This window comes from Streptomyces sp. NPDC090045, assembly GCF_044747975.1.
Taxonomy (GTDB): domain Bacteria; phylum Actinomycetota; class Actinomycetes; order Streptomycetales; family Streptomycetaceae; genus Streptomyces.
The window spans coordinates 564,495-578,824 of sequence record NZ_JBIVFA010000004.1 but is presented as its reverse complement, the minus strand read 5'-3'; the positions used below and the strand labels follow the sequence as shown (position 1 = coordinate 578,824).

The following is a 14,330-nucleotide window of genomic DNA, read 5'->3' as shown; positions in this document are numbered from 1 at the left end:
ATGACCGAGCGTCCCTCCCAGCGCCTTCCCCTCACCGGGGCCCAGACCGGTGTCTGGTACGGCCAGCGCCTCGACCCCGACTCCCCGGTCTACAACGTCGGCCAGTACGTCGAGATCGACGGGCCCCTGGACGCCGGCCTGTTCGTGGCCGCGCTGCGGCGGACGGTCGCCGAGAGCGAGGCGCTCACGGCGCGCTTCGCGGAGGACCCGGACGGCGATCCGTACCAGCTCACCTGGAGCGGCCCCGCCGCCGGACCGCTGGTCGCAGTGCTCGACCACACCGAGCAGGACGACCCGTACGGCACCGCGCTCTCCCTCATGCGCGCCGACATGGCGCGCCCCGTGGACCCGGTCCGCGACTCCCTCTACGTGTTCACGCTGCACAAGGTCGGCCCGCACCGCACCCTCTGGTACCAGCGGGCCCATCACATCGTCCTGGACGCCTTCGGGTTCTCCCTGGTCTCCCGGCGTACGGCGGAGGTCTACACCGCCCTCGCCCGGGGCGAGGAGCCGGCGCCGGGCCCGTTCGGGGGCCTGGAGGTCGTACTCGCCGAGGAGGCGGCCTACCGCGCCTCGCCCGCGTTCGCCGAGGACCGCGCCTACTGGCTGGAGCGGCTCGCGGACCACCCGGAGCCGGAGCCGCTGAGCGGTGCCCGCCTCCCCGCGGCCCACGCGTTCCTGCGCGACGGCGCCACCCTGACCGCCGAAGAGACGGCCGGCCTGCTCGCCATCGCCCGTGCGGCCCGGGCCAGTTGGGCCGACGTGGTGACCGCCGCGTTTGCCGCCTTCCTGCACCGGGCCACCGGGAGCCGGGACGTGCTGCTGTCCCTGCCCGCCATGGCTCGGCTCGGCTCGGCGGCGCTCAAGGTGCCCGCCATGGTCGTCAACGTGCTCCCGCTGCGCGTCACCGTGCGCCCGCAGACCCCGCTGGCCGAGCTGGTCGCCACCGTCGCGTCCGACATCCGCGACCTGCGCCGCCACCAGCGCTACCGCGCCGAGGACATCCGCCGCGACCTCGGACTGTCCGGCCGCGAGCAGGGGCTGCTCGGGCCCATGGTCAACATCAAGGCCTTCGACAACTCCCTCGACTTCGCCGGAGCGGCCGGCTCCGTGCACAACGTCGCCGCCGGCCCCGTGGACGACCTCACCCTCGGCGTCTACCACGACGCCGCCGAGGGCCGCATCCGCTTCGAGCTCGACGCCAACCCGCAGGCGTACGACGCCTGTTCGCTGGCCGCACGGCGCGCCGAGTTCGCGCACTTCCTGCGCGAGGCCGCCGCGGCCGGCCCCCAGGCGCCCGTCGGGCGCCCGGACCTGCTGTCGCCGACGGCCCGTGACTCCGTGCTCCTCGACTGGAACGGCACCGCGCACCCGGTACCCGCCGGCACCGTCGTCGACGCCTTCGAGCACGCCGCCGCACTGCACCCCGGACTGCCGGCGGTGATCGCGGGCGCCGAAACCCTGGACTACGCCGGGCTGGAGGAGCGCGCCAACCGGCTCGCCCGCCTGCTCATCGGGCGCGGCGCCGGTCCCGAGACCGTCGTCGGCCTCGCGCTGCCCCGCACCGCCGACCTCGTGGTGGCCCTGCTCGCCGTCCTGAAGGCGGGGGCCGCCTACCTCCCACTCGACCTCGACTACCCCGCCGACCGGCTGGAGTACATGGTCGAGGACGCCCGCCCGCTGTGCGTGCTCACCACCCTGGACTGCGCGGCGGCCGCCCCCGTCGTCGCCGGGGTGGAGACCGTCGTCCTCGACGCCCCCGACACCCTCGCCGAGCTCGCCGACACCGCCGCCGACGCCCCCACGGACGCCGACCGCGCCGCGCCGCTGACCGGCGCCCACCCCGCGTACGTGATCTACACCTCCGGCTCGACGGGCCGGCCCAAGGGAGTCGTCGTCCCGCACGCGGCCCTGGCCAATTTCCTGCGCATGCAGGCCGACGAGCTCGAACTGGCCCCCGCCGAGCGGCTCGTCGCCGTCACCACCATCTCCTTCGACATCGCCGCCCTGGAGATCCACACCCCGCTGCTCTGCGGCGCGACGGTGGTGCTCGCCGACCGCGACACCGTACGGGACCCGGCCTCGCTCGCCACCCTCGTCGACGCCCACCGCCCCTCCGTCATGCAGGCCACCCCCTCGCTGTGGCACGCCCTGCTGGAGGACGGCCGCCCGGCCTCGCTCGGCGGCACCCGCGTGCTCGTCGGCGGGGAGGCCCTGCCCGCGGCGCTCGCCGAACGCCTCGCGCGCACGGCGCGGTCGGTCACCAACGTGTACGGCCCGACCGAGGTCACCGTCTGGGCGACCTCCAGCCGCCTCGACCCCGGCCACACCGGCGTCCCCGACATCGGCACGCCGTTCTGGAACACCCGCGCCTACGTACTGGACGGCGCCCTGCGCCCGGTCGGGGCGGACCGCCCCGGCGAGCTGTACCTCGCCGGGGACCAGCTCGCCCGCGGCTACCTCGGCCGGCCGGCCCTGACCTCGGAGCGTTTCACCGCCGATCCGTACGGTCCCGCCGGCAGCCGCATGTACCGCACCGGCGACCTCGTACGCCGTCGGGCGGACGGCCGGATCGTCTTCCTCGGGCGCGCCGACGACCAGGTCAAGCTGCGCGGCTTCCGCATCGAACTCGGCGAGATCGAGAGCGCGCTGACCGCCGGTGAGGGCGTGGACCGCGCCGTGGTCCTGGTCCGTGAGGACCTCCCCGGTTTCCCGCACCTCGTCGGCTACGTCACGCCCGCGGCCGGCGGGCCCGCCCCCGACGCGGCGGCGCTGCGCCGGGCCCTCGCCGGCCGGCTGCCCGAGTACATGGTGCCGTCCGCCGTGGTCGTCCTCGACGCCTTCCCGCTGACCGCCAACGGGAAGATCGACCGCCGTTCCCTGCCCGCCCCCGACCTGGCCGCGCTGGCGACCACCGGGGCCCGCGCCCCGCGCGGCGCCCGCGAGGAGATCCTCTGCGGGGTCTTCGCCGACGTGCTCGGCCTCGCGTGCGTGGGCCCGGATGACGACTTCTTCACTCTGGGCGGCCATTCGCTGCTGGCCGCGCGGGTGATCGCCCGGGTGCGTACGGCCTTGGGCACCGAGTGCGGGATCCGGGACGTGTTCGAGGCGCGCACCGTCGCCGCCCTCGCCGGGCGCCTCGCCGGGCGCACGGCCGCCGCCCGCCCGGCGCCGGTCGCCGGTCCGCGTCCCGATCCGCTGCCGCTCTCGTACGCGCAGCAGCGGCTGTGGTTCGTGCACCAGATGGAGGGCGCGAGCGCCACCTACAACATCCCGTTCGTGGTGCGGTTCGACACGGCCCTCGACGCGGACGCCCTGGACGCGGCGCTGCGGGACGTGGCGGGCCGGCACGAGACCCTGCGCACCGTCTTCGGCGAGCGGGGCGGGGAGCCGTACCAGCGGGTGCTGGACGTGGACGGGGCCGGGGTCCGGCTGGACGTGCGCGACGTGGTGGAGGCCGGGTTCGAGACCGCGGTCCGCGAGGCCCTGGGGCACCTCTTCGACCTGTCGGCGCAGGCTCCGCTGCGGGTGACACTGGTGCGCGACGCGGCCCGCGGGCAGCACGCCCTGGTGGTCCTGCTGCACCACATCGCGAGCGACGAGTGGTCGATGGGGCCGTTCCTGCGCGACCTGGAGCGGGCGTACGCGGCCCGGTGCGCGGGCGGGGACCCGGAACTCGGCGTCCCGGCCGTGCAGTACGCCGACTTCGCGCTGTGGCAGCGGGAGCTGCTGGGCGAAGCGCGCACGCCCGGATCACTCGCCGCCCGCCAGGCGTCGTACTGGCGCGAGGTGCTGGCGGAGCTGCCGCCGGAGGCCGGGCTGCCGGCCGACCGCCCGCGCCCGGCGGTGGCCGACCCGGCCGGTGCCATGGTCTTCAAGGCGGTGCCGAGCGAACTGGCGGCGGGGATACGGTCGCTGGCCCGGGAGAGCGGCACCAGTGTCTTCATGGTGGTGCACGCGGCGGTGGCGGCGGTGCTGCACCGGCTCGGCGCGGGCGAGGACATCGTGCTGGGCAGCCCCGTGGCCGGCCGCGGCGACAGCGCGCTCGACGACCTCGTCGGCTTCTTCGTCAACACGGTGGTGCTGCGCACCGATCTGTCCGGCGACCCGTCCTTCCGCGAGCTGCTGGAGCGGGTCCGCACGGCCGACCTGGCCGCGCTGGACCACGCGGACCTGCCCTTCGACCGTGTCGTCGAGGAGGTCAACCCGCAGCGCTCGCTCGCCCGGCATCCGCTGTTCCAGACGATGGTCTCGCACAGCACGGTGACCCAGGACGTGGCGAACCTGTTCGGGCATCCGGCCCGGGTGGACCGGGTGGATCCCGGTGTCACCAAGTTCGACCTCGACATCACCTTCTCGGACACGGCGCACGGCGACGACCTGGACCTGGAGGTCTTCTACGCGACCGGCCTCTTCGACCGGGCGACGGTGGAGACGTTCACGGAGCGGCTGTTGCGCGCGCTCGCGGCGGCGGTCGCGGCTCCGGCGGACCCGGTGTCCTGGTGGGAGCTGCGGGACGCGCCCGAGCGGGCCCGGCAGGCCCGCTGGAACGACACGGACCGGCCGGTGGAGCCGGGCACGGTGATCGAGGTGTTCGAGGCCCGGGCGGCCTGCGACCCCGAAGCGGTGGCCGTGGTCGCCGGACCCGAGCGGCTGGCCTTCGCCGAACTCGACGACCGCGCGGGCCGGCTGGCCGCCCTGCTGGCCGGGCGCGGCGTCGGCCCGGAAGCGGTGGTCGCGCTGGCCGTCCCGCGCTCGGCCGACACCGTGGTCGCCACGCTCGCCGTCCTGAAGGCCGGCGGCGCCTACCTGCCGCTGGACCTGGACCACCCCGCCGAGCGGATCGCCTTCATGCTGGAGGACGCCGCACCCGTGTGCGTGGTGGCCACCCGGGCGGTCGCGGACCGGCTGCCCGGCGTGGACCTGCTGCCCGGCGCGGACCTGCTGGTGCTGGACGATCCCGCGACGGAGGAGCGGCTCGCGGCCGCCGCGCCGATGGCCGCCGTGCCCGTGGACCCCGAGCACGCCGCGTACGTCATCTACACCTCCGGTTCCACCGGCCGGCCCAAGGGGGTCGTGCTCCGGCACGCCGGTCTGACCCGGCTGTTCCGCGACCACGAGCGCGAGCTGTACCTGCCCGTCGCCGCGCGCCTCGGGCGGCGGGTGAAGGCCCTGCACACCGCCTCGTTCTCCTTCGACTCGTCCTGGGAGCAGCTGCTGTGGCTGGTGGCCGGGCACGAGCTGCACGTCCTGGACGAGTACGGCCGCCGGGACGCCGAAGCGGTCGTGGCGTACGTGCGGGCGGAGCGGATCGACACGCTCGACGTCACCCCCTCGTACGGCCGGCAGCTGGTCGACGCCGGCCTGCTGACCGGTGACCGGCGGCCGCCGCTGTTCCTGCTCGGCGGGGAGGCGGTGCCGCCCGCGCTGTGGGCGGAGCTGCGCGCCGTGCCGGGGGTGGAGGTCGTCAACTACTACGGCCCCACGGAGTTCACGGTGGACGCCCTGGTGGCGCGCGTGGCCGACTGCGCCTCGCCGGTGGTGGGCCGCCCGCTGGACAACAGCCGGGCGCACGTCCTCGACGGGCGGCTGCGGCCGGTGCCGGTGGGTGTGCCGGGTGAGCTGTACCTGGCGGGAGAGCAGAACGCCCGTGGCTACCTCGGCCGGCCCGCGCTGACGGCGGAACGTTTCGTCGCAGATCCGTTCGGAGCCCCGGGCACCCGGATGTACCGTACGGGCGACCTCGTACGGTGGCGCGCCGACGGGCTGCTGGAGTTCCTGGGCCGGGCCGACGACCAGGTCAAGATCCGCGGCTTCCGGGTGGAGCCCGCCGAGGTGGAGGCCGAACTCGCCGCCCTCGACGGGGTGACCTCGGCCGCCGTGGTGGTCCGCGAGGACGAGCCGGGCCTGCCGCGGCTCGTCGGCTACGTCACGGGCACCGTCGATGCGGCCCGGCTGCGGGCCGAGCTGGCCGGCCGGCTGCCCGAACACCTGGTACCGGCCGCCGTGATGGTGCTGCCGGTGCTGCCGACGAACGTGAACGGCAAGCTGGACAGGGCGGCGCTGCCGGTTCCGGTCGCGGCGGCCGGGGACGGCGGGCGGGCCCCGCGCGGGGCGGCCGAGGAGCGGATCGCCGAGGCCTTCACCCAGGTCCTGGGCATCGCCTCGATCGGGGCCGACGAGGACTTCTTCCGGCTGGGCGGGCACTCCCTGCTGGCCACCCGCGTGGTGGCCCGGATCCGTGCCGCGCTCGGCACCGAGTGCTCGGTACGGGACGTGTTCGAGCTGCGCACGGTCGCGGCGCTCGCGGGCCGGCTGGCCGGCCGTCGGACGGCGGTCCGGCCGGCGCTGGTGGCGGGTCCACGTCCGGAGCGGCTGCCGCTGTCGTACGCCCAGGCGCGGCTGTGGTTCCTGCACCGGATGGAGGGCGCGAACTCCACCTACAACATCCCCGTCGCGCTGCGGCTGCGCGGGCAGCTGGACACGGCCGCGCTGGAGGCGGCCGTTCACGAGGTGACCGCCCGCCACGAGGCACTGCGTACGGTGTTCTCCGAGGATGCGCAGGGGCCCTGCCAGCGGGTGCTGGAGCCGTCGGACGCGGCCGTGAGCCTCGCGGTGACCGACATCGAGCCGGCCGAGCTGGGGCGGAGCATCGACGCGGCGGCCGGCCACGCCTTCGACCTGGAGACGGAGACGCCGCTGCGGGTGACCGTGCTGCGCACCGCCGCCGACGACCAGGTGCTGCTCCTGCTGCTGCACCACATCGCCGGTGACGAGTGGTCGGTCGGTCCGCTGCTCGCCGATCTGGCCGCCGCCTATGAGGCCCGGTCCGCGGGCGGGGTCCTGGAGACCGCGCCGCTGCCGGTCCAGTACGCCGACTACGCGCTGTGGCAGCGGGAGTTGCTGGGCGACCGCGCCGTCCCCGGGTCCGTGGCGCACGCGCAGGCGCAGTTCTGGCGGGAGGCCCTCGCGGGGCTGCCGCAGGAGCTCGCCCTGCCGGTGGACCGGCCCCGTCCGGCGCTGCCGTCGCACGAGGGCCGCACCGTGACCGCGGCGCTGCCGGACGCGCTGGCCGGCGCTCTGGAGCGGCTGGCCACGGACCGCGGCACCACGGTGTACACGGTGGTCACGGCGGCCGTGGCGGCGCTGCTGCACCGGCTCGGCGCGGGCGAGGACATCCCGCTCGGGAGCCCGGTGGCCGGGCGCGGCGAGGAGGCCCTCGACGACCTGGTCGGCTTCTTCGTGAACACGCTGGTCATCCGGGCCGACCTGGCGGGCGGCCCGTCGTTCGGCGAACTGCTGCGCCGTACGGCCGCCTTCGGGGCGGAGGCCCTGGCCCACGCGGACCTGCCGTTCGACGCGGTCGTCGAGGCCGTCAACCCGGAGCGCTCGCTGTCGCGGCACCCCCTGTTCCAGACGATGGTGGCCTACGAGGACGGCGGCGCCGAGCCGGTCCACGCCCTGGGCGGCCTGAGCGCCGAGGAGTTCCCGGTCGCGGCGGGAGCCGCCAAGTTCGACCTGGAGATCCTCTTCCGCCGCGTCCCGGGCAGCAGCGGCGCGCCCGCCACGATGACGTGCGGAGTGCGGTACGCGACCGACCTGTTCGACGGGGAGACCGTACGGTCCCTGCAGGCCCGGCTGCTGCGCCTGCTGGCCGCGGCCGTGGCGGCCCCCGACGTCGCGCTGGCCGAACTGGACCTGCTGGACCCGGCCGAACGGGCGCAGGTCCTGGAGGGGTGGAACGAGACGGCCCGGCCGGTGGCGCCGCAGACCCTGGACTCCCTGGTGGCGGCCGGGTCCCGGCGCGATCCGCTGGCGCCGGCCCTGGTCTTCGAGGGGCGCGAGCTGTCGCGTTCCGCGTTCGATGAGCGGGTGAACCGGCTGGCACGCCTGCTGATCGGCCGCGGCGTCGGACCGGAGTCGGTGGTGGCCGTGGCCCTGCCCCGCTCCTTCGACCTCGTGATCGCCCTGCACGCGGTGGTCCGCGCGGGCGGCGCCTACCTCCCGCTGGACCTCGGCCTGCCGGCCGAACGGCTGGCGTACATGGCGGGGACGGCGGCGCCGGTCTGCCTGGTGACGGACCTGCCCTCGCTGGGGGAGCTGCCGGACCCGGCCGACACCGAGATCCCGGACCCGGCCGACACCGAGATCATCGTCCTGGACGCCCCGGAGTGCGCCGCCGAGCTCGCCGCGCTGCCGGGCGGTCCGGTCGCGGACGCGGAGCGAAGGGCGCCGCTGCTGCCCCGCCACCCCGCCTACGTGATCTTCACCTCCGGCTCCACCGGTACCCCCAAGGGCGTGCTCGTCGAGCACGGGGCGATCGTCAACCGGCTGCGCTGGATGCAGGACGCGTACGGGCTCGACACCGCCGACCGGGTGCTCCAGAAGACCCCGGCGAGCTTCGACGTCTCCGTCTGGGAGTTCTTCTGGCCGCTCGCCGAAGGCGTCCCCCTGGTCATCGCCCGCCCCGACGGCCACAAGGACCCCCTCTACCTCGCCGAACTGATCCGCGAACAGCGGCTCTCCGTCCTCCACTTCGTCCCCTCCATGCTCGCCGCCTTCCTGAGCGAGACCGAGATCACCGACTGCCCCACCCTCCGCCTGGTCGTCTGCAGCGGCGAAGCCCTGCCCACCGAACTCGTCGCCCGCTTCCACTCCTCCGCTTCCGGCCGTGCGACCCGCCTCGTCAACCTGTACGGCCCCACCGAGGCGGCCGTCGACGTCACCGCGGCGAACTGTCCTCCGGCTGCGGCGGCCGGCACCGCCTCCGCCTCCATCGGCGGACCGGTGTGGAACACCCGGGTGTACGTCCTCGACGCGCGACTGCGGCCAGTGCCCGTCGGAGTGCCGGGCGAGCTGTACCTGGCCGGCGTCCAGCTGGCCCGCGGCTACCTCGGCCGCCCGGGCCTGACCGGCGAGCGGTTCGTGGCCGACCCCCACGGGGCCCCCGGTGCCCGGATGTACCGGACCGGTGACCTGGTGCGGTGGACCCGGGACGGCTGCCTGGACTATTTGGGCCGCACCGACGACCAGGTCAAGCTGCGCGGCTTCCGCATCGAACCCGGCGAGATCCAGGCCGTCCTGGCCGGCGCGCCGGAGGTGGCCCAGGCCGCCGTGGTCGTCCGCGAGGACCAGCCCGGCGTGCAGCTCCTCGTCGCCTACGCCGTCCCCGCGCCCGGCGCGGTCCTCGACCCGGCGGCCCTGCGCACCCTGGCCGCCGCCCGCCTGCCCGAGTACATGGTCCCGGCCGTGGTGGTGCCGCTGGCCTCGCTGCCGACCACGGCCAACGGCAAGCTCGACCGGCGGGCCCTGCCGGCGCCCGCCGCTCCCGCCTCCGGCTCCTCGCGGGCCCCGCGCGACGCCCGCGAGGAGATCCTCGCGGGGATCCTGGCCGACGTACTGGGCCTGGACTCGGTCGGCGTGGAGGACGACTTCTTCGCTCTCGGCGGCCACTCGCTGCTCGCCGCACGCGCGGTGGGCCGCTTCCGGGCGGCCCTGGACGTGGACTGCGCGATCCGCGACCTCTTCGAGACGCGGACGGTGGCGGCGCTCGCCGCACGCCTCGCGGAGCGCACCCGCGCCGGCCGTCCGCGCCTCACGAAGGCCGGTCCGCGGCCGGACCGGCTGCCGCTGTCCTTCGCACAGCGCCGGCTGTGGCTGCTGCACAGCGTCCGCGCTCCCGCCACCACGTACAACGTGCCGACGGCGGTGCGGCTGGACGGCCCGGTGGACGCCGTGGCGCTGGAGGCCGCGGTCCAGGACCTGGTCCGCCGGCACGAGAGCCTGCGCACCGTCTTCCGCGAGCACGACGGCGAGCCCTACCAGGTGGTCCTCCCGCCCGAGCGGGCCTTCGTCCCCCTGGCCGTGCGCGAGGTGGCCGCGGACCGGCTGGAGGCCGAGGCGGTCCGCGCCGGCGGGCACGTCTTCGACCTGGCGGCCGAACCGCAGGTGCGGGTCACGCTGTTGCGGGCCGCACCGGACGACCACGTCCTGGTGGTGCTGGTGCACCACATCGCCACGGACGAGGGTTCGGCCGGCCCCCTGCTGGCGGACCTGGACCGGGCGTACGCCGCCCGGTCGGCGGGCGCGGAACCAGAATTCGCCCCGCTGCCGGTGCAGTACGCCGACTTCGCGCTGTGGCAGCGGGAGTTGCTCGGTGACGCGGGCGACCCGGAGTCGGTGGCGGGCCGCCAGGCGGAGTACTGGCGGCAGGCCCTGTCGGGCGCCCCGGCGGAGGTGGCGCTGCCCGTGGACCGGCCGCGTCCGGCGGTCCCCTCGTACGAGGGGGACGTGGTGACCTTCGACGTCCCGGCGCGGACGGGGGCGGGGCTGGCGCGGATCGCCCGGGAGGGCGGTGCGACGCCGTTCATGGTGGTGCACGCCGCCGTCGCGGCACTGCTGCACCGGCTGGGCGCGGGCGAGGACATCCCGCTGGGCAGTCCGGTCTCGGCCCGGGAGGGCGAGGAACTCGACGGACTCGTCGGCTTCTTCCTGAACACGCTGGTGCTGCGCGCCGACCTGTCCGGGGACCCGACCTTCACCGAGCTGGTGTCACGGGTGCGGGACACCGGTCTGGCCGCCTTCGGCCACGCCGACCTCCCGCTGGAGGCGGTGGTCGAGGCGGTGGATCCCGAGCGGTCGCGCTCGCGCAACCCGCTGTTCCAGACGATGGTGACCTACCACTCCGCGGACCGCGCGGCCGCCGAGCTGTTCGGGCTGCCCGCCCGGGAGTTCACCGTCGAGACCGGCGGCGCCAAGTTCGACCTGGAGTTCGCCTTCGGGGCTTCCCCGGAGCCCGGCGCCCTCGCGGGCGGCATCCGCTTCGCGACCGACCTCTTCGACCGTGGGAGCGTCGAACTGATCGCCCGGCGGCTGCTGTTGCTGCTGGACGCGGTCGTGGCCGAGCCGGACCGGCCGGTCTCCGCGATCGAGGTGCTGGACCCCTCGGAGCGGGAGCTCGCGCTGGACGGCTGGAACGACACCGCCCGGGCGCTCGGCGGTCCGCGCACCCTGGCCGCGCTGGTCTCCGACGGGGCGAAGGACCCGGCCGGTCCCGCGCTGGTCTTCGAGGGGCGCGAGCTGTCGCGTTCCGAGTTCGATGAGCGGGTGAACCGGCTGGCACGCCTGCTGATCGACCGGGGCGTCGGACCGGAGTCGGTGGTGGCCGTGGCCCTGCCCCGCTCCTTCGACCTCGTGATCGCCCTGCACGCGGTGGTCCGCGCGGGCGGCGCCTACCTCCCGCTGGACCTCGGCCTGCCGGCCGAACGGCTGGCGGCCATGACCCGGGCCGCCGAACCCCTGCTGATAGTTACCGACACCCTGTCGGGAACCTCCCTGTCCCCCGAAGTCGGCCGGGAGCGGGTCCTGTTGGACGCCTTCACCATCCGCTCTGCGCTGGCGGAGCTGGACGGATCCGACCTGGCCGACGCGGAGCGGCGCGAGCCCCTGCTGCCCCGCCACCCCGCCTACGTGATCTTCACCTCCGGCTCCACCGGTACCCCCAAGGGCGTGCTGGTCGAGCACGAGGCGATCGTCAACCGGCTGGAGTGGATGCAAGGCGCGTACGCCCTCGCGCCCGGGGACCGGGTGCTCCAGAAGACCCCGGCGAGCTTCGACGTCTCCGTCTGGGAGTTCTTCTGGCCGCTCACCACGGGCGTTCCGCTGGTCATCGCCCGCCCCGACGGCCACAAGGACCCCCTCTACCTCGCCGAACTGATCCGCGAACAGCGGGTCTCCGTCCTCCACTTCGTCCCCTCCATGCTCGCCGCCTTCCTGAGCGAGACCGAGATCGCTCACTGCCCCGCCCTTCGCCTGGTCGTCTGCAGCGGCGAAGCCCTGCCCACCGAACTCGTCGCCCGCTTCCACGCCTCCACCGGCGCGGTCCAGGTGGCACTGGAGAACCTCTACGGCCCCACCGAGGCAGCCGTCGACGTGACCTCCGGCTCCTGCACCGCGGTCACCGCAGCCGAGCCCCGGGCTTCGGCCTCGATCGGCCTGCCGGTGTGGAACACCCGGGTGTACGTCCTCGACGCGCGACTGCGGCCCGTACCCGTGGGCGTCCCCGGCGAGCTGTACCTGGCCGGCGTCCAGCTGGCCCGCGGCTACGTCGGGCGGCCCGGCCTGAGCGCCGAGCGTTTCGTGGCCGATCCGTACGGCCACCCCGGCGCCCGGATGTACCGTACGGGCGACCTCGTACGGCGTCTCGCGGACGGCCGGCTCGACTACCTCGGCCGCACCGACGACCAGGTCAAGCTGCGCGGGTTCCGCATCGAACTCGGCGAGATCGAGGCCGTCCTGGCCGGCGCGCCGGAGGTGGCCCGGGCCGCCGTGGTCGTCCGCGAGGACCAGCCGGGAGTGCGCCGCCTGGTGGCGTACGCCGTCCCCGCGCCCGGCGCGGTCCTCGACCCGACGGCCCTGCGGGCCCTGGCGGCCGGCCGCCTGCCGGAGTACATGGTCCCGGCCGTGTTCACGGCCCTGGAGCGGCTGCCGCTGTCCGCCAACGGGAAGCTGGACCGGCGGGCGCTGCCCGCACCGGTGACGGCCGCCCCGGCCGGCCCGGGCACGGCCCCCGGGGTGCCCTCCGGCACCCCCGAGCAGATCCTGTGCGCCCTGATGGGCGAGGTGCTGGGCCTGGCCGGGGTCGCCCCCGAGGCGAACTTCTTCGAACTCGGCGGCGACAGCATCGTCTCCATCCGCCTGGTGGGACTGGCCCGCAAGGCCGGACTGACCGTCTCCGCCCGGCAGGTCTTCCAGCACCCGACGCCGGCCGCGCTCGCGGCCGTCGCCACCGTGCCCGGGGGCTCCCCCGCCCCCGCCGCCCGTGCGGCGGACGCCGGTCCCGGCCCGCTGCCGCTGCCCCCGGTCGCCTCCTGGCTGGCCGAACGGGGCGGCCCCTTCGCCTCGTTCGCGCAGGCCCGGCTGGTCCGGCTGCCCGCCGGGGCCGGGCGCACCCACCTGACCACCGCACTGCAGGCCGTACTGGACCACCACGACGGGCTGCGCCAGCGGCTGACCGTGCCCCGCCCCGGAGTGTGGAGTGCGGAGATCCGCCCGGCCGGCGCGGTGGCGGCCGCCGCCGTCCTGGAGAGCGTCGACGCGGCGGGGCTGTCCGACACCGCGCTGCGGGAGCTGGTCACCGCCGAGTCGGAGCGGGTGTGGCGGCTGCTGGATCCCGAGTCGGGAGCGCTCGTACGCGCCGTGCACCTCGACCGGGGCCCGGCCGAGCCGGGCCGGCTGCTGCTCGTCGTCCACCACCTCGCGGTGGACGAGGTGTCCTGGCAGATCCTGCTTCCCGACCTGCGGGCGGCCCATGAGGCCGCCGCCGCGGGCCGCACACCGGACCTGGAGCCGGCCGGGACCTCGTTGCGGGCCTGGACCACGCACCTGCTGGCCGAGGCGCAGAGCCCGCGCCGCACCGCCGAGCTCGACCGCTGGCTTGCGGCGTCCCCCACCGGATCCCTGCTCGCCGGGCGTCCGCTGGATCCGGCTGCCGACACGGCGGCGACCGCGCGCCGGCTGTCCGTACGGCTCTCCGCCGCGCGCACGGCTCCGCTGCTCCAGGCCGTCCCGGCCGCCTTCCACGGCACGGTCGGGGACACCCTGCTGAGCGCGCTGGTGCTGGCGGTCGGCGACTGGGCGGCCCGCTCGGGGCGGCCCCGGCCGGACGGGTTCACCGTGGACCTGGAGGGTCACGGCCGGGAGCAGGAGCTGCTGCCGGGCGCCGACCTGACCCGCACGGTGGGCTGGCTGACCAGCATCCACCCGCTGCGGCTGCCCGCGGGAGCGTACGACCCGGCGGCGGTGCTCGCCGGGCGCGAAGACGCCGGGGCCCTGCTGAAGGAGGTCAAGGAGCTGCTGCGGGCGGTGCCCGACGGCGGGCTCGGCGCGGGCCTGCTGCGGTACAACAACGCGGCCACGGCACGGCTGTTCGACCCGGTAGCGCGCCCCGAGATCCTGTGGAACTACCTCGGCCGGCAGACCGGCCGGGCCGACTCCGACTGGGGCCCGGCCCCGGAGGCCGGGGCGGTGTCCGCCCGGCCCGACCCGGCGATGCCGCTCTCCCACGCCCTGGAGATCACCGCGGAAATCACCGACGGGGACGAGGGGCCCGAACTCACCGCCCACTTCCTCTGGGCGGGCGAGGCGCTCTCCCAGGACACCGTCGGGCAGCTCGCGGACGGCTTCACGGCCGCCGTGGACGCCCTCGCCGCCTGGGCCGACGGCGGCGCGTCCGGGGGGCACACCCCCTCGGACCTCGACCTGGTCGACCTCGACCAGGACCAGATCACCATGCTCGAAGAAATGTGGAGGGCCCAGCAGTGACGCAGGCT

General features: G+C 75.7%; 1 protein-coding gene. It reads left to right on the top strand.

What is annotated here, in order from left to right:
- Positions 1-14,322 carry an amino acid adenylation domain-containing protein gene (locus tag ACIPYQ_RS14850; protein WP_401250573.1) on the top strand — a complete coding sequence of 4,774 codons (14,322 nt, stop codon included), beginning with the start codon at positions 1-3 and terminating at the stop codon, positions 14,320-14,322.
- Positions 14,323-14,330 lie beyond the last annotated feature (8 nt).

What these genes read in the sequence shown, in the direction of transcription:
- ACIPYQ_RS14850 (WP_401250573.1), top strand. Translation starts at nt 1, where the DNA reads ATGACCGAGCGTCCCTCCCAGCGCCTTCCCCTCACCGGGGCCCAGACC.